At 50.1% G+C, this 17,330-nt stretch carries 14 protein-coding genes; 7 read left to right on the top strand and 7 right to left on the bottom strand.

What is annotated here, in order from left to right; genetic code table 11:
- From BMX58_RS03000 to BMX58_RS02990, 3 genes are all read right to left on the bottom strand, one after another.
- Positions 1 to 714 carry a GntR family transcriptional regulator gene (locus BMX58_RS03000; RefSeq protein ID WP_068621836.1) on the bottom strand — a complete coding sequence of 238 codons (714 nt, stop codon included), beginning with the start codon at positions 712 to 714 and terminating at the stop codon, positions 1 to 3.
- Between the two features lie 145 nt (positions 715 to 859).
- Positions 860 to 2,143 (bottom strand): PTS cellobiose transporter subunit IIC, encoded by a 1,284-nt coding sequence (gene celB / locus BMX58_RS02995; protein ID WP_068621837.1) that lies wholly within the window; start codon positions 2,141 to 2,143, stop codon positions 860 to 862.
- A gap of 25 nt (positions 2,144 to 2,168) precedes the next feature.
- The gene (locus BMX58_RS02990; RefSeq protein WP_068621838.1) at positions 2,169 to 3,563 is read right to left on the bottom strand and encodes a glycoside hydrolase family 1 protein; all 1,395 of its coding nucleotides are present in this window, start codon (positions 3,561 to 3,563) and stop codon (positions 2,169 to 2,171) included.
- Positions 3,564 to 3,751: 188 nt separating this feature from the next.
- On the opposite strand from BMX58_RS02990, the gene BMX58_RS02985 reads away from it, so the two are divergent.
- The 4 genes from BMX58_RS02985 to aroD all read left to right on the top strand — a co-directional run bounded on the left by BMX58_RS02985 (position 3,752) and on the right by aroD (position 9,379).
- A complete protein-coding gene (locus tag BMX58_RS02985) occupies positions 3,752 to 4,672 on the top strand; it encodes a Gfo/Idh/MocA family protein (RefSeq protein ID WP_068621840.1) in 921 nt (306 codons plus the stop codon).
- A gap of 106 nt (positions 4,673 to 4,778) precedes the next feature.
- Positions 4,779 to 6,164, top strand: a complete 1,386-nt coding sequence (locus tag BMX58_RS02980; RefSeq protein WP_068621842.1) for an MATE family efflux transporter — start codon at positions 4,779 to 4,781, stop codon at positions 6,162 to 6,164.
- A gap of 193 nt (positions 6,165 to 6,357) precedes the next feature.
- Positions 6,358 to 8,361: a transketolase gene (gene tkt, locus BMX58_RS02975; RefSeq protein WP_068621844.1), complete on the top strand. Its 2,004-nt coding sequence runs from the start codon at positions 6,358 to 6,360 to the stop codon at positions 8,359 to 8,361.
- A gap of 262 nt (positions 8,362 to 8,623) precedes the next feature.
- The gene (gene aroD / locus BMX58_RS02970) at positions 8,624 to 9,379 is read left to right on the top strand and encodes a type I 3-dehydroquinate dehydratase (protein ID WP_068621846.1); all 756 of its coding nucleotides are present in this window, start codon (positions 8,624 to 8,626) and stop codon (positions 9,377 to 9,379) included.
- Between the two features lie 501 nt (positions 9,380 to 9,880).
- Here the strand turns inward: aroD and BMX58_RS02960 are convergent.
- On the bottom strand, positions 9,881 to 10,858 hold the full coding sequence (locus BMX58_RS02960) for an aldo/keto reductase family protein (protein WP_068621855.1): 978 nt from the start codon (positions 10,856 to 10,858) through the stop codon (positions 9,881 to 9,883).
- 257 nt (positions 10,859 to 11,115) lie between these two features.
- Between BMX58_RS02960 and BMX58_RS02955 the strand changes: the two genes are divergently transcribed.
- The gene (locus tag BMX58_RS02955; protein ID WP_239420524.1) at positions 11,116 to 11,991 is read left to right on the top strand and encodes an aldo/keto reductase; all 876 of its coding nucleotides are present in this window, start codon (positions 11,116 to 11,118) and stop codon (positions 11,989 to 11,991) included.
- Positions 11,992 to 12,263: 272 nt separating this feature from the next.
- A complete protein-coding gene (locus BMX58_RS02950) occupies positions 12,264 to 13,661 on the top strand; it encodes a 6-phospho-beta-glucosidase (protein ID WP_068621859.1) in 1,398 nt (465 codons plus the stop codon).
- Positions 13,662 to 13,960: 299 nt separating this feature from the next.
- On the opposite strand, the gene BMX58_RS02945 is transcribed toward BMX58_RS02950, so the two are convergent.
- The 3 genes from BMX58_RS02945 to hisJ form a co-directional block, all read right to left on the bottom strand.
- Positions 13,961 to 14,821 (bottom strand): DegV family protein, encoded by an 861-nt coding sequence (locus tag BMX58_RS02945; RefSeq protein WP_068621927.1) that lies wholly within the window; start codon positions 14,819 to 14,821, stop codon positions 13,961 to 13,963.
- Positions 14,811 to 15,386 carry a DUF1836 domain-containing protein gene (locus tag BMX58_RS02940; protein ID WP_068621861.1) on the bottom strand — a complete coding sequence of 192 codons (576 nt, stop codon included), beginning with the start codon at positions 15,384 to 15,386 and terminating at the stop codon, positions 14,811 to 14,813. Before BMX58_RS02940 ends, BMX58_RS02945 begins: the two co-directional genes overlap by 11 nt.
- A 153-nt stretch (positions 15,387 to 15,539) precedes the next feature.
- Positions 15,540 to 16,346, bottom strand: coding sequence for a histidinol-phosphatase HisJ (gene hisJ / locus BMX58_RS02935; RefSeq protein ID WP_068621863.1), 807 nt, complete (start codon positions 16,344 to 16,346; stop codon positions 15,540 to 15,542).
- A gap of 159 nt (positions 16,347 to 16,505) precedes the next feature.
- Here hisJ and BMX58_RS02930 point away from each other — a divergent pair, with 159 nt between their 5' ends.
- On the top strand, positions 16,506 to 17,327 hold the full coding sequence (locus BMX58_RS02930) for an ATP phosphoribosyltransferase regulatory subunit (protein ID WP_239420526.1): 822 nt from the start codon (positions 16,506 to 16,508) through the stop codon (positions 17,325 to 17,327).
- The last annotated feature ends 3 nt before the right edge of the window (positions 17,328 to 17,330 follow it).

The following is a 17,330-nucleotide window of genomic DNA, read 5'->3' as shown; positions in this document are numbered from 1 at the left end:
TTATTGTTTGATGATGTCGGTGATGGTGTAGGAACGCGTGTCGAAGCGACTGCGGGAAGTCGAGTATTCGAACGGCGTCCCGTTGGTAAGGTAAACGACCTGTTCCACTTCGAGGATCGGGGTATGCTCATCGCAAATCAATTCCTGACAATCCAGTTCATTGGAACGGTCGGCATGAATTTTCCGGTAGGCTCCGCCAATTTTCAATTTTAGGGTATCGCGGATGTGATCATAGATGGAACGGTGGATGATGTCCTCCGTCAGGTCCTTCACCAAACCGGCCACAAAATAAGTATTTTCCAGTATGTAGGGTTTGTCGTCGATGATTCGCAGACGCTGCAGGTGATAGACGGGTTGATTGTCCTCCAACATCAGCAAAGATTGGATATTTTTGGGAGGGAACAGGATCGCAAAATGGATGATTTTGCTCTTTACAGTTTTGTTCGGGAACTGTTTGGACAAACCGGCGTATTCATCCGCTTTCGAGTCGCCGCTGTTCCAGAGGGCGCTCTTGATGACGAAAGTGCCGACACCCCGTTTGCGGAAGATCAGTCCCTCCATCGCAATCATGTCGATGGCTTTCTTTAAGGTCATGCGGCTGACGCCGAACTCTTCTGCCAGAGCGATCTGGTCCGGGAGCATTTCATCTTCCGCATACTCGCCTTCAGCGATACGGCGGCGCAGTTCGTCCGCGATTTCTTCATATTTTTTCATTGCGATTTGTCCTCCCGGAAATTTAAACGATGTGAACTCCATTATACCTTATAGGTTGCGTCCGAAACAAGGCGGCCTTGGACCGGGTGTAGTCAAAAAAGGACCCGAAGCGCGCTGCTTCGGGTCCTCAAATCGGAATTACCGATTATGCAGCTTCCTCGGCAGTGACTGCCAAATTCGCTTTATCGACTACCATCAGGAATGGATACCACATCAGGCCGACGATCGCAAAATCGATCAGCTGGAGCACGCCTCCCATGACGGAGTTGGTGGCCATCATACCGCTGAAGAACAACGGAACAGTCCAAGGAACCGTTACGCCGGTTGGAGTAGGGAACAAACCGGATGCCATCGACAAGTAGTTTACGGTCGTTACGACGAGCGGAGTCAATACCCAAGGAATCAGGATCGAGGCATTCAATACGATCGGCAAGCCGAAGATGACGGGTTCATTTACGTTGAACAAGCCAGGTCCGATCGCCAGACGGCCGATGTCCTTCATTTGTCTGCTCTTCATGACGAAAGCCATCAAGATGACGACCATCAAAGTCATCCCTGAACCGCCCAAGCCGACTGTGAATGTCTCCATGAATGGTTTTGTGATGATGTGCGGCAAAGCTTCGCCGGCTTTAAATGCTTCCAGATTTTCCAGCGCCAATGTGTTCCAGATCGGATCCATAACGGAGTTGACGATGATTTGACCGTGCAGACCGAAGAACCAGAGGATTTGGACAAAGAACAAGGATAACAGAGTAGCAGGCAAACCGCTGCCCAAGCCTACCAATGGTTTTTGGATAACAGTATAGACAACGTCATGCAGGTTTGTCGTGAAGACGCCGGAAACCAAAGCGTTCACCAACAAGAAGAGGGTCAACGTCGAAATGGCAGGGATCAAGGAAGCGAACGAACGGGCAACCGCATCGGGAACCCCTTCAGGCATTTTGATGACGATGCCTTTTTTCGTGATGCGGACGTAGATTTCAGCCGCAAGGAACGCTGCCAGCATCCCGATGAACATCCCTTTTGCGCCCAAGCGATCCAGGGAAAGGGCGCCGCTCACTTCAGCGCCGTCTGCAGTCGTGAAGTTGAAAGGCGTCAGAATCAGGTAGGAAGCCAGCGAAACAGCCCCACCGAAGATGCCGTCCTCATCATAGGACCGGGTCAGGTAATACCCGATACCGAATGTGATGAAGATCGTCATGATGGACATGGTTGCGTTTTGGCCGTTTCCGAACAAGCCACCCAATGTCCCTTTCAGGTCATCGCTCCAGAAGGGCAAGTTGTTCAGCACCACGACGATGGAACCGAACATCGTCAGCGGGAAAGAGAGCATAAAAGCGTCGCGCAATACTGCCAAATATCTGTTCGAGCCGAGTTTGCCGGCAAGCGGAGTCAATTTTTCGGCTAAATTATCAATAAAATTATTCATTCATCATTTTCCTTTCCTGGAAACCTTATGCGTCAAAACCATTATTGTCAGAAACTTGTTTGAACCAGTAGCCACTTTTCTTGATTGTACGTTTGCCTTTTTGATCCAGATCGACCGCAATAAAGCCGTAGCGGTTTTTGTACGCGTTCGTCCAGGACCAGTTATCCATGCACGTCCACATGTGGTAGCCTTTCACATTGCAGCCTTCCTGCAACGCTTGATGGACATATTTCAGATGATCTTGGACAAATTCGATACGGTAATCATCGTCAATCCTGCCATCCGCGTTGATGTAGCGCTCTTCGCCTTCCACACCCATCCCGTTTTCGGAGATGAAGCAAGGGAGGTTGCCGTAGTTGTCACGGACATTGACCAGGCAATCGTAGATGCCTTTTTCGTAGATTTCCCAGCCGCGGTACGGATTCATTTTGCGTTCCGGCCAGATGTAGTTGTCGAAGTAATCATCCGGCATCGGCTTGTCCGACAGGCGCGTGGTGCTTTCTTTTTTCATGATGCGTCTCGGCTGATAGTAATTGATCCCCAGAATGTCGATGGTATTATGTTTGATGAGTTCCAATTCTTCTTGTGTATATTCCGGCAGGTAATCCAATTCCTTCAGCAATTCGACCAAATCTTCAGGGAAGGTGCCTTTGATGGCAGGATCCAAGAAGGAACGGTTGAAGAAGGCATCAGCGAGACGGGCTGCCTTGACGTCTTCAGGATCGTTCCCATTGCGCGGGTAACTAGGCGTCAGATTGAGGATGATGCCGATTTGCCCGTCAAGGTTCATTTCATGGTAAATCTGGATGGCTTTCGCGCTTGCCAGAGTTTCGTGGTAAGCGACTTGAACGGCCTTTTTCATATCCACAACACTTGGGTAGTGGAATTGATAAAGATAGCCGCCTTCGACCGGAACGATCGGTTCATTGTGGGTGAACCATTTTTTCACGCGGTCGCCGAACAGTTCGAAGCAGATGCGTGCGTAATCCGCATAGGCGTCCACGACTTCTTTGCTTTCCCAGCCTCCTTTCTGTTGTAATGACAACGGCATATCAAAGTGATAAAGATTCATGAAGGGTTCGATGCCGTTGGCCAACAGCTCGTCGATGTAGCTGTTATAGAACGCCACCGCTTCCGGATTCACCGCGCCGATACCGTCCGGAATCAGACGGCTCCATTGGATGGAAGTCCGGAAGCTGGTGTGCCCCGTTTTTTTCATGAGCGCTATATCTTCTTTGTAGCGATTGTATACGTAGGATGTGTTTTCAGGCCCGACTTGATTGAAGAACAGCTCAGGGTTCTGTTTGTACCAATGATCCCAGATATTGTCCCCTTTGCCGTCTCCAGCCATCGTGCCCTCTGTCTGCGGTCCGCTTGCTGCCGATCCCCACCAAAAACCTGCAGGAAATTCGTATTTCATCTAAACAACTCCTTTTTCATGTCTATACATAACTTCAAAAAGAATTATACAAAATAAATTCCAGGAATGCAATCGATTTCAATTAAAAATATATATTTTTTTATTTTCGGGATATTTTCGCCTTATAACGAGAATTCACCGCAAGATTATGGTATAAAAGGAACAAACAGATTTGGAGGCGATTATTGATGAAGATTGGAGTCATCGGGTTAGGGAACATTGCGCAAAAAGCGTATCTGCCGGTCATGGTCGAGATGCAGGATGAGGTGGAGTGGCATCTATGCTCGCGGAACAAGGAGACACTGGAAGCTGTCGGGAAAAAATTCGGCTTCCAGTATTTGTACACTTCATTAGAGGAGTGGTTGGACAGCGGCATCGAAGCTGCTTTCGTGCACGCGGCTACCGTTGCCCATGCGGAAATCATCCGCAAGTTGCTGGAGCGCGGCATTTCGGTCTACGTGGACAAGCCGATCAGTGATGATCCGGAAGAGACAAAGGGACTGATCGAGTTGGCGGACGCCAAGGGTTTGCTCCTGACGGCGGGCTTCAATCGCCGCTTTGCTCCGATGATCCAGCGCCTGAAAGAAATTCCTGACAAAAAGATGATCCTGATTCAGAAAGATCGTGTCAAAAACGTAGAACCGGTCCGCTTCGCCCTTTATGATCTGTTCATCCATATCGCAGATACCGCTTTGTATTTGTTGGATGATGAAGTTGTTTCGGTGCAATCGCACCTAGTCGAAAGCGAAGGGGAACTGAAACGGCTCTGGCTGATGCTGGAGACGAAAAGCACCACTTGTTTCGTTTCGATGAACTATGAAGCGGGGGCCAATCGCGAAGTCATGGAAGTCCAAAGTCCGGAAGGGATTGCGCGCGTAGTGAATTTGACCGATATGACCATCGAATACAAAAACGGCAAGCAGCAAGTCGCTTTCGGCGATTGGGAAGGGACGCTCCACAAGAGAGGCTTTGCGCCGTTGATCCGTTCGTTTGTCGCGGGCGCAAAGGAACAGGCGAACCCCGTCTCCACGGAATCGAGCTACCTGAGCCATTCGTTGTGCGAGAAGATACTCGCCGACAACGGGTTCGGAAACAAGCCGAATGAGTAGAAAGGAATTTTTGTAGGTACAATTTATATATTTTTGTTAATTTGTTCGTACATCTCTGGTATACTATAAACCAGTAAGGCATGCAAGCGACAGAGGGAGGTGAAGGATGACAAAAGATATGACTGCCGGCAGCCCTGCGAAGCTGCTCGTGCTGTTCTCGGTTCCGATGCTGATAGGGAATATTTTCCAACAACTCTACAGCTTGGCCGACACGATCATCATCGGCAGGACATTGGGAGTGGAAGGACTGGCGGCCATCGGATCGGTCGGCGGGGTGCTCTTTTTTATCCATGGATTCGGGATCGGCGTCACTTCCGGTCTGGGGATTGTCATCGCGCAGCGTTTCGGCACGAAAAACAAAGAGCGGATCCGCAAAAGTATCACGATAAGCGTCTGGATCACGCTTGCCATGACAATACTCATCACCCTTATCAGTGTCGGGTTCGCTGAAGAGATCCTTTTGTTCATGGATACCCCGGCAGAAATAAGCAAAGAGGCTGAAGCCTATTTTTTGGCTATGATGTGGGGCTCGGTGGCGATCATGGCATTCAATTTATTGAGCAACATTCTGCGTTCGCTGGGTGACAGCAAGCTGCCGTTGGTTATCCTGGTGATTTCTTCGATAATGAACGTGGCATTGGATTATGTGTTCATTGTCTGGTTTTCGATGGGCGTCGCCGGTGCAGGGCTTGCAACGGTTGCATCGCAGTTGTTCGCCAGTTTTCTCTGCTTCGTTTACATCCGCAAGAAAATGACGATTCTGCACTTTTCCAGTGAAGATTGGCGCATGGAACCTACGGACTTCTCGTTGCCGTTGAAAATTTCGCTCCCGATCGGTCTGCAGGCATCCATCATTGCGATCGGTTCGATCGTGTTGCAGAAGAGTCTGAACGGCTTCGGTCCGGAAGCGGTCGGCGGATATGCCATCGCCCAAAAATTGGACATCATGGCGACGTTGCCGATAGCCTCCATCGGTATCGCGATGGCGACTTTCGCAGCCCAAAATTATGGCGCCGGGTTGTACGCGCGGATTTGGGCAGGCGCCCGCATCAGTTTGCTGCTGTCATGTGCCTACAGCATTCTGGTTGGAGCAGTGTTGCTGTTGTTCGGTACGGATCTGATCCGGCTGTTGTTCGACCAGAATGATCCAGCCGTATTGGGATTTGCGCGTACCTATTTTATCGCCACGGCCAGCTTCTATCTGGTATTGACGACGCTGATCATTTTGCGCTACACGCTGCAAGGGGTGGGGGACAATACTGCGCCTACCTTTGGGGGTGTCATGGAGATGGTCGCGCGTGTACTTGTTCCCTTAGCATTCGCCGGTCTGGTGGGTTACCAGGCAGTCGCCTTTGCCAATCCTGTAGCTTGGGTCGGGGCTGCCGTTCCGATGGTTTATGCTTACCGTCAATTGAAACGGAAATTGACCTTATTGGAAGCGAAAAGCTGCAAGGAAGCCGAACGGGAGCGACGGGTGGAAGTGTCGGATTGATAACCCATTATTGATGCATAGCTAAGTTAATAAACTGATATAAACCGATTCGGAATATGTTATAATGAGATTAAAGCATGATTATAAAAGTTGGTTACCCATCAAATGAAATCGTTCAGGGAAAGCCGGCATAGTTCAGATTGTGTTCGTTTAGGAGTTCAATACTTGATTCACTATCTTGAGGAGGAAAAAAATGTTTGATCAAATTGATGAGTTAGCAGTTAATGCAGTACGTACACTTAGCATAGACGCCGTACAGAAGGCAAATTCGGGACACCCTGGTTTGCCGATGGGAGCCGCTCCGATGGCCTACGCGCTTTGGACAAAACATTTGAAAGTCAACCCTAAGAACAGTTTGTGGGCAGACCGTGACCGTTTCGTATTATCGGCTGGACATGGATCATCCATGTTGTACAGCTTATTGCATCTGTCCGGCTTCGCTGTAAGCTTGGACGATGTGAAAAACTTCCGTCAATTCGGCAGCAAAACTCCGGGACACCCGGAAGTGCATGACACAGACGGCGTGGAAGCGACGACCGGTCCATTGGGACAAGGGATCGCGAATGCAGTCGGCTTCGCAATGGCGGAAGCGCACTTGGCTGCAACCTACAACAAAGAGAACTTCCCGGTTGTGGATCACTATACCTACTTCCTGAACGGCGACGGCGATCTGATGGAAGGCATTTCCCATGAAGCAGCCAGCTTGGCCGGCCACCTGAAATTGGGCAAACTGATCGGTTTGTACGACTCCAACGATATTTCCTTGGACGGCCCGACATCAAAATCCTTCACGGAAGATGTGGCTGCCCGTTTCGAAGCCTATGGCTGGCAACATATTTTGGTGAAGGACGGCAACGATCTGGAAGCCATCTCGAAAGCCATCGAGGAAGCGAAAGCGGAAACCGAAAAACCGACACTGATCGAAATCAAAACCATCATCGGCTTTGGTGCTCCTGATGCAGGAACGCACAAAGTGCATGGCGCGCCACTTGGCCCAGAAGGCGTTGCCTTCGCAAAAGCTTCTTACGGCTGTGCCGACGAAGCATTCTGTGTGCCTGGCGAAGTGACGACCCGCTTCAACGAAACAATGGTCGAAGAAGGCCAAAAAGCGGAAGCAGCCTGGACAGCCATGTTCAACGACTACAAAGCGGCTTATCCGGAATTGGCGCAACAATTCGAAGACGCAATGGCGGGCAAATTGCCTGAAGGCTGGCAAGACAAACTGCCGACTTATGAAGTGGGCAGTGCAGCCAAAGCCAGCCGTGTAACCAGTGCGGAAGCGATCCAAGCCTTGGGCGAAACGGTTCCTTATTTCTGGGGCGGCTCGGCTGACTTATCTTCTTCAAACAACACAATGATCAAGTCCGCCAGCGACTTTGAGCCGGGCAACTATGCTGGCCGCAACATCTGGTACGGCGTGCGCGAATTCGCGATGGCTGCCATCATGAACGGGATCGTATTGCACGGCGGCACGAGAACGTATGTCGGAACGTTCTTCGTCTTTACGGATTACCTGCGCCCAGCAATGCGTTTATCAGCGATTTCGAATCTGCCAGGCACTTACGTGATGACGCATGACTCGATAGCGGTCGGCGAAGATGGCCCGACGCATGAACCAGTGGAACACTTGTCCAGCTACCGCGGCATGCCGAACTTGACGGTTCTGCGCCCGGCCGACGGCAACGAAGTCAGCGCCGCTTGGGAAATCGCGGTTTCTTCAATGGACAAACCGACGTTGTTGGTGCTGACGCGCCAAAACTTGCCTGTTTTGGAAGGCACGCCAACCTTGGCCCGCGAAGGCGTGAAAAAAGGCGCTTATGTGCTTTCACCGCAACAAGGCGAAACGCCTGAAGGCATCCTGATCGCGACTGGTTCGGAAGTGAACTTGGCTGTAGAAGCGCAGAAACACTTGCGTGAAGCCGGCGTGGACGTATCCGTCGTTTCGATGCCGAGTTTCGATCTGTTCGAAGCGCAAGATGCTGCCTACAAAGAAACCGTCTTGCCTGGTGCAGTCCGCAACCGCATGTCCATCGAAATGGGCGCGACTTTCGGTTGGGAACGTTATGTCGGTCTTGACGGCCTGGCTTACGGCATCGACACTTACGGCGCAAGCGGCAACGGCAACGTTGTAATGGCGGAATATGGCTTCACTACTGAAAAAGTAGTTGCGGCTTATCAAGCTAAATTCGCAAAATAGACTTATTTTAGACTAGTCAATGTCAAAAAGCTGCCACCTACTCCTCTGGGAGCGGGGGCAGCTTTTTTTGATGCACTTTGCATTTTTCAAATAGGAACAGAATAGAAAAATGAGCGGAACGGAAAAATTGCGTAAAGTGCTTCTATGCTTTTGCTACGATAAACGCTAAAATGGAAAGTATCATATACGCGAGAATCCGGCATCCTGCAACCATAACGGTTCAGGGTAGTTGGTGATGAGATGCGCCTGGAGGAATACATTGATGGGAACCGTTCAAGTGAAAGATGTCGTCTTCAACGAAGGCAGGCCGAAAATCTGCGTGCCGTTGGTAGGCAAAACAAAACAGGAAATCATTGCTGATGTCAAAATGCTGGGAAATGTTGCATACGATCTGGCGGAATTGCGCATCGATTGCTTCGATGGAGTAGAGCAGCCCGAGCAAGTTGAAATATTATTGGCCGAAATCAACAGCATCCATAAAAAGCCGTTGTTATTCACTTTCCGCACCAAAAAAGAGGGCGGGGAGCGCGAACTGAGCATGGAGCGCTATTTTGAACTGGTCCGTTTGGCGATCCGCAGCGGGCGGGTGGATTTGGTCGATCTCGAACTGTTCAGTTCGGAAGAAGAGGTGATCAAGTTGATCTCCGAAGCCAGAGAGAAAAACGTGAAAGTCATTCTGTCGAGCCACGATTTCTTCCGGACGCCACCTAAAGAGGAAATCGTCGCAAGATTGGTGAAGATGCAGGAACTCGGGGCAGACATCACGAAAATCGCGGTCATGCCGCAAAGCGAGGAAGATGTCCTGACGTTGCTGGCGGCGACGTTGGAAATGAAAAAGGTGAAAGCTGACCGGCCATGTATCACGATGTCGATGGGGAAATACGGCGTCATTTCCCGGCTGGCCGGTGAACTGTTCGGTTCCTGCCTGACTTTTGCGGCGGCCAAAGAGGTCTCAGCACCGGGGCAGGTATCCGTCCGCGATGTCCGTTCCATCCTGGATATACTGGCGTTGGACTGAGAAAGAAGGGGTGCGCCCGAAACGGGCTTCAGATCCGGCAAGGCATGCGCTCGCCGGATCACAACGGTAACTTTCAGCCGCAACTTCGACGAAGCTTCCCTTATCGGAGAAGGCAATTCGGAATGTTGGCCGAACTCCGGCGAAGCCCCCGTTCACCGGAGGGCAGGAGCGAAATCCTGAATAAACAAGCCAAAAAGACCGTCTCGAAACGGTCTTTTTGGCTTGTTTTCTATTCAGGATTTGTCATGGTTCTTGCGATTTTTAATCGCTTGATAGCCATCTCAGGACATCCAAACTTCCTCGCAGTGAAGCCCTCTGATGTCGCACTGTGACATCAGAGTACTTGGTCGCTTGCGACCACAGTGCATCCTTTGAAATTTTCAAACGCGTTCTGAATCCCAGAAATCTGTGCTTAAGCTGATAGCCACATCGCGACCAAAAGCGGGTCGCGTTGTGGCTATCCTCTTAGTGCTCGATTCCTAAACGGGATTCATCACGCTCTCAGCTTCTTGGCTTGAAGCTGCTTACTTTCAGCAGAATTTGGTTGATGCCAAGCAACAGTTCTTCGGTCAGTTCCACATCCACTGCTTTGATGTTGTCCTCGATCTGCTCCGGACGGCTGGCGCCGATGATGGCGGAGCTGACGCCGGGTTGGCGCAAAATCCAGGCCAAAGCCAGTTGCGGCATGGTGATCTCCAATTCGTGCGCGATGGCTTCGATCTCCCCAACCGCTTCCAGTAAGAGCTCGTTTTCAAGATATTTCTGCATCGTACTGTTCAGTTTGCTGTTGGCGGCTCGGCTTCCTTCCGGAACTTGTTGGCCGGTTTTGTATTTGCCGGTCAGAATGCCCTGGCCCAATGGGGAAAAGACGACTTGCCCCATGCCGTTTGCGACGGAGACGGGCAGTACGTCGACTTCGATGTAGCGCTCGATCATATTGTAGATCGGCTGGTTGGAAACGAGCGGCCGGAAGTTGTGCTGTTTTGCGATCTGGTGCGCTTCCTGGATTTTGTCGGCAGGCCATTCACTGACGCCGGCGTAAAGGATCTTGCCTTGGCGTTGCAGGTCGTCGAGGGCCCACAGCGTTTCCTCTAAAGGTACAGTCGGATCGTAACGGTGGCATTGGTAGAGGTCCAGGTAGTCCATGCCCAGGCGTTTCAGGCTGGCATCGCAGGACTCGAGGATGTGCTTGCGGGACAATCCCCGGTCATTCGGGCCGTCCCCCATCGGGAAATAGACTTTGCTGGCGACGACCAAACTGGAGCGCCGATAGTCCTTCAGCACTTTTCCGAGCACGGTCTCCGCTGCTCCCTTTTCATAGACGTTGGCTGTGTCGAAAAAGTTGATGCCCGCTTCGTACGCAGTCCGGATGCATGCTTCCGCAGTTTGATCCGCTACTGATTTTCCGTACGTCAACCAACTCCCCAACGCAATTTCACTGACGCGCAAACCACTTTTTCCAAGATTCCGGTATTTCATATGCTTCTCCTCCTTGGTTCCGATCCGTTTCTTGATTTGTCCTTCCGTTTTCGTTAGAACGTACAGCAACACCCTATATTCTTATCATAAGCCACAAGAACAAAATCGCCAAAGGATAAGACCGCAGAATCACGAAGTTTGTAAGCGTTATGATTCTTTTTATTTTCCGGGTAAAAAAAGGTATACTTGACGTAAGGGACGGTGTCCAAAAACAGAAAGGTTGGTGTCTGTAAATGCTGAACATAGATGAACACATTATGGAATCTCTGAAAAAAGAGAACAGCAAGCGAATGGTGGCGTTGCCGGATGGCAGCAGCATGCCGCAGCTTGGCCAAGGAACATGGTATCTGGGGGAAGATCCTGCCAAAAGGCAAGAGGAAATCGAGGCTTTGCGTTTAGGCGTGCAGCTGGGGATGACCCTTATCGATACAGCCGAAATGTATGGGGACGGCAAGTCGGAACATCTGGTGGGCGAAGCGATCAAAGGCATCCGCGACCAAGTCTACCTCGTTTCCAAAGTGTATCCGCATCGTGCGAGCCGGAATGAGATTTTGGCTGCCTGTGCGGAAAGTTTGCGCAGATTGGAAACGGACCACCTGGATCTTTACCTGTTGCATTGGCGCGGCAATGTGCCGCTGTCCCAGACGATTGCCGGAATGGAGCAATTGAAGGCGGAAGGGAAAATCGGCAGATGGGGCGTTTCCAACTTCGATATCCATGATATGCAGGATCTTCTGTCGATGGAAAATGGCAACCAGTGCCAGGTGAACCAAGTCCTGTATCATTTGGGCTCTCGCGGGATCGAGTACGACCTGTTGAAATGGCAACGCGAGCGAAATATTCCGATCATGGCTTATTCGCCCTTGGCCCAAGGCGGCCGGTTGCGCGAGCAATTGCTCGAGAGCGAAGAAGTCCAACACATCGCCAAAAAACACGGTGTCGAAGCGCTCCAAGTCATTTTGGCGTGGTGTCTCGTTCATCCGGATATCGCAGCGATACCGCGCTCTTCGAACCCTGAGCACACGTATCTCAATGCCGCGGCTTCCAGAATCCGTCTGGATGAGGAAGATCTGAAACTGTTGGATGGAAGGTTCCCGGCACCCACTTTCAAAACGGCCTTGGATATCATTTGAGTACGAAACAAATCGTTTCATTTCTGAAACAAAAATCATAATGGGGAACTTGTGATCAGAATGTAAGGGGATTCTCCCGATGGTGTAGGGGTATGCTAAAATGAACACATGAAAGCGAAAAGCCCTTTCATGGAAGGTGTGAATGAAAGCCTTTCCTGAACAGTGTTTTGGCTCAGGTCCGCTTTCTATGAGGAAATGCATTGTCACGACAGAATTTTTGAGCCGGGCGATCCGGCAATCGAAAAGAAAACCAAAAATGGGAGGAAGCATGCATGTCGAAAGAAGCCTTGAAGATTGTTACGATTGGTGGAGGTTCCAGTTACACACCGGAATTGATTGAAGGATACATCTTACGGAAAGATGAATTGCCGATCAAAGAAATTTGGTTGGTGGATATCGAAGAGGGTAAAGAGAAACTGGAAATCGTCGGCGCAATGGCAAAACGCCAAGTTGAGGCGGCTGGTTTGGACTGGGAAGTCCATTTGACATTGGATCGTTTCAATGCTTTGAAAGATGCGGATTTCGTAACGACGCAATTCCGTGTAGGTTTGCTGAATGCCCGTATCAAAGATGAGCGCATCCCATTATCCCATGGCGTGTTGGGTCAAGAAACAAATGGTGCAGGCGGAATGTTCAAAGCCTTCCGTACTATTCCGATCATCGGCCAAATCATTGCGGATATGAAAGTACAATGTCCGGATGCCTGGTTGATTAACTTTACGAACCCTGCAGGCATGGTGACGGAAGCCGCCATCAAACATTTTGGTTGGAAGAAAACAATCGGATTGTGCAATGTTCCGATTGGACACCGCAAGGTCGCAGCCGAAAAACTGTCGATTCCGGAAGACGAATTGCTGTTCAAGTTTGCTGGAATCAATCATTTCCACTGGCACCGTATTTGGGATGATAAAGGCGCTGAACGCACAGACGAAGTGATTGATCTGGTTTACGGACCGCAGCAAAGCGAAGACGACAACCATCTGAAAAACATCCACAGCGCACAATTCCACTATGAGCAATTGAAAGACTTAGGATTGCTTCCGTGCGGATACCACCGTTACTATTATATCGAAGATGAAATGCTGAAGCATTCCATCGAAGAATTCGAAAAAGGCGAAACACGTGCGCAAGTCGTCAAAGCGACAGAAACACGCCTGTTCGAACTTTATAAAGATCCTGCTTTGAACTACAAGCCTGAGGAATTATCGCAACGCGGCGGTACACATTACAGTGATGCAGCCTGCGAAGTGATCGCTTCAATCCAAAACGACAAACGCACGGACATGGTCGTATCGATAGCGAACAACGGCACCATTGATGACATGCCTTATGATTGCGTTGTCGAAGTCTCAGCTTTGATCACAGCGCATGGTGCGGAGCCATACAACTGGGGTGAAATGCCTTCAGCAGCCCGTGGTTTATTGCAAGGCATGAAAGCAATGGAAGAGACAGTCATCCGCGCAGCCATTACAGGCAGCTACGGTGCAGCATTGCAAGCCTTCACAATCAATCCTTTAGTGCCGGGTGGTACGATGGCGAAAACATTGCTGGATGAATTGTTGTATGCACACAAAGATCATCTGCCTCAATTCGCAGAGAAAATCGCCGAAATCGAAGCAAATCAACCGGAAACAGTTGCGTATGTCGATGAATTGATGAAATCAAATTAACAAATCCAGCAATCAAAAGAGCGGCTGCCCCGAAAAATTAGGAAGCCGCTCTTTTTTGCGCGCAACTCCGGCGAACGATGGCCTGACCGGAGCTGGGGTGCGCATCCACCGCTCGCCGGAAAGCACCAAAAAGACCGCCTCATTTGAGACGGCCCCTCCCGCGATTCATCACACTCTACTCAAACGTGTTCTGAATCCCAGAAATCTGTGCCTAAGCTGCGATTACGTCACGGGCAAAAAGCGCCCGTTCTCGTAATCGCCTCTTAGTGCTCATCCCCTCCCGCGAATCATCACACTCTTTAGTCTTCCAGCACCATTATTCCGACACCCAGTAATCCGGGGCCGGTGTGGACGCCCAGTACCGGCGAGATTTGGCCCTCCGCGTAGATTTTGGCTCCGGCCACCAGATCCTTCAGCTGTTCTTTGATGAGGAGCATCTCTTCATAGGCATCCCCATGGCAGATGGAAAGGTAGTAATTTTTGTGCTGACCCAGTTTTTCACGGGTCATGTCGATGAGTTTTTGGAGGCTTTGCTTTCGGCCGCGGACTTTCGCGACGGTATCGTAGATTCCGTCTTCGTTGCAGGAGATGATCGGTTTGATGTTCAGGGCACTCCCCAAAATCCCGGAAACCTTGCCGATGCGGCCGCCTTTTATCAGATACTCCAAAGTGCCGACCCCGAACAGGATGGTGGAGCGCTTCACGGCTGCTTGTGTTTCTGAAGCGACTTCATCGAACGGAAGTCCTTTTTCGATCAGTTCGGCAGCATAAAGCGCTACGAAGCCGGATGCGATGGCGATATTCAGGGTGTCAATGACGACGATCTGCATATCAGTCATATCTTCCGCCACTAACTTGATTGCTTGACAAGTGCCGCTCAAACCGCTGGAAATGGCGGATACGATGACTTTGTCGAAGCCGTCCGCTTTGATTTTGGCGAATGTGTCGGCAATCGTTTCCGGCAAAGGCAGGCTTGTTTTCGGGATCTCTTCCTGGAATCTTTCGTAGACCTGCTCCGGTGTGATATCGATCCGATCGCGATAGCTGGCGTCCCTATAGTTAATCATCAACGGCAAGGTGTAGATATGGTATTTGTCGAGCAGTTCCTGCGGGATATCGTTGCAGGAATCAGCCAGGACGGCAATGGAATTAGCTTTCATCATTAGTTTCTTCTCCTTTTTGGGATGCGCGGCTGACGCCATCCACCAGAATGATTTTTTGGGTCAACAGTTTTGAAGCCAACGACAGCGTGATCATTTTCAGTGCGATGTTTTCGCTGTGGATATCCTCCAGGGTATAGGTGAAATGTTCCTTCTTGTCGAGATCGCGGAAGAGCATCCGGAAGGCGTATTCCAGTTCCTGGCAGAAAGTATCGTAGGCTATCCGGAAACCGCGGATGGAGACCTGCAGATCCAAGCCTTTCTTCACCTCCGACAAGGGCAATACCTGTTTCAGCAAGGTGATGACGATCAATTGGGCGATGTGGGTTTTGAAATATTTCTTTTTCACCGGCCTATCGATCAGCTGCAGTTTGACGTAATTATTGATCATGGCCGGTGTGATGATGCGTTCTTCCTGGGTTGCGTTCAGGAAACTCAACTGTTTTTCGATGATGGCGATCACTTGGTCGCTGTAGATGCCGAAATCGGGCAAGTCATCAAAACGGATGAATGCCAGGGCCAACAGCTGCTGCTGATATTCTTTCAACTCTGGTTTAAGCTTCACGGCACAACCTGCTTTCTGGAATGGAGGGATTTTATCTGGTTTTTAAAACTAGATATCATTATTTTTATTACTAGATAAATGTACCAGTATTGAGCAGAAAATTCAATCCGCAAAGCTTGGTGCCGATGGAACAGAGCAAAAAAAGAAGCCTTTTCAGGCTTCCTTCCAGTCATCGTATTCCGTTTCTGTTGCCGTTCCGAAATAGCGGGCGACTTCGTGGGAGGCATGGGCGTCCGACCCCTTTTCGTAGGGGATGCCGATCTTGATGGCGTAGGCCATCATTTCCGGATCCGGATAGGTTTTGCCGTAATCCGGTTTGTCGATGCCGGCAAAATTGTAATCGAGCATGTATCCGCTCGCCTTCACCGTGTCCAAAAGCAGCTTCCAGTCGATCGGGTCGCTGACGCTGTAGGCTTTTTGGAATTTATGGATCAGGTTGATGTGGCCGATCTTTTTCGGCGTCAGCTCCCCGTACGGAAGCGCCAAAGCTTTTTTGACAGCCGCTTCGTAAAGCGTATAGAGCGTTTCGTAGCCGATCTCCGCTCCTTTTTGCGTGAATGATTCGCGATCCAGATCGATGCAGAAGTATTCTTCAGGAGCGAGCTGTACAAAATGCACGCTCAGGATCGAGTGCGGGACCGTTTCCGGGTATTTTTCCAGAAAAGCGCGCGTTTCCGCTTCTTTTCCTTCCAGATAATCCAACTCAAAACCGGCATGAATATCGATGATGCCGTGATATTTTTTTGCGAGCGAGCGGACATCTGCAAGGTAAGCTTCGACATCTTCGGGGCGCATCGAGCTGTCTTTGTCGGGCAGCGGATCTTCCATCGGTAAAGGTGCATGTTCCGTGAATGTGATTGATTCGAGGCCTGCTTCGATGGCAACCTTCACATAGTTTTCTAAAGCATCGGATGAACCATGCAGGCAATAGGGGGTGTGGACGTGTCTGTCGCTGAGCATCTTCTATCTTCCTTCCTTCTTAAAGTGTCATCAATTTAGGATACAATGTGGCAGCTTTCTATGGTATGATAACATCAACGTTTAATGGTATTCTAACGATATTCTAAGGATACCAGATGACTTATCAAAAAGAAATGGGAGTGAGACAGTTTGGACGAAATGATGACGAATGAATCGTTGCTGGCGAAGAAACAGAGAGAGATGGGGTTTCTCCATCATTTCCACCACTTAGGGTACGATCTGATCGACCTGGGAGTCGTAGAGAAATTTGAGTGGACACAACTGTCTCATGATGACTTGCACCTGATGCTGAACCGGCATAAGTGGCAGAGCGGTGATAAACTTTTCGCCCTGCGCAGTGACTGGACGAATGCCATCGTGAGATACCGCAAGCAGTACCATTTGCGCGCCGATAAAATAGCCTACTCCGGCCCGGTCTATTCGCTGCAGAAAGAGCGTCATCAGTTGGGTGTGGAAACTTTTACCGATTCGATTCCCAAACAGATCGAGGTTTTGGGCGATATGATCACATTCATGGAAAAGGAACTGAACCTTTCCTTATCGGTTGCTGTAGTCAGCCATAATAAATTATTGAAAAAAATGCTGAGCCCGCGTGAGCTGGAAGATCCTTCCGTCCGCAAGTTCATCTGCGAAAGAAACCAGGATGCTCTGAAGCATCGTTTGGGAGCGGATCACCCGCTGATCGGCCTGATGGACCAAGCGCCTACCGAACAGGCCAGCTACCTGAAAGAGAATTATCCGGAACTGACTAGACATTTGGATGAACTGGCGGAATGGGAGGCGACGCTGAAAAGCAAGAACGTGGATTACGTCTACGCGGATATGCTGGCATTGCCGAACCAATCCTACTACAAGGGAATCTTTATTCAGCTGTACGGAGAAAACCAAACGGAACCCGTAGCATCGGGCGGTCAATATACAAGCTCTTCCAAAGCATTTGGAATGGCCATCAACAATTAACGG

Source organism: Trichococcus ilyis, from assembly GCF_900109135.1.
GTDB classification, from domain to species: Bacteria; Bacillota; Bacilli; order Lactobacillales; family Aerococcaceae; genus Trichococcus; species Trichococcus ilyis.
This window is presented reverse-complemented; position numbering and strand designations above follow the sequence as displayed.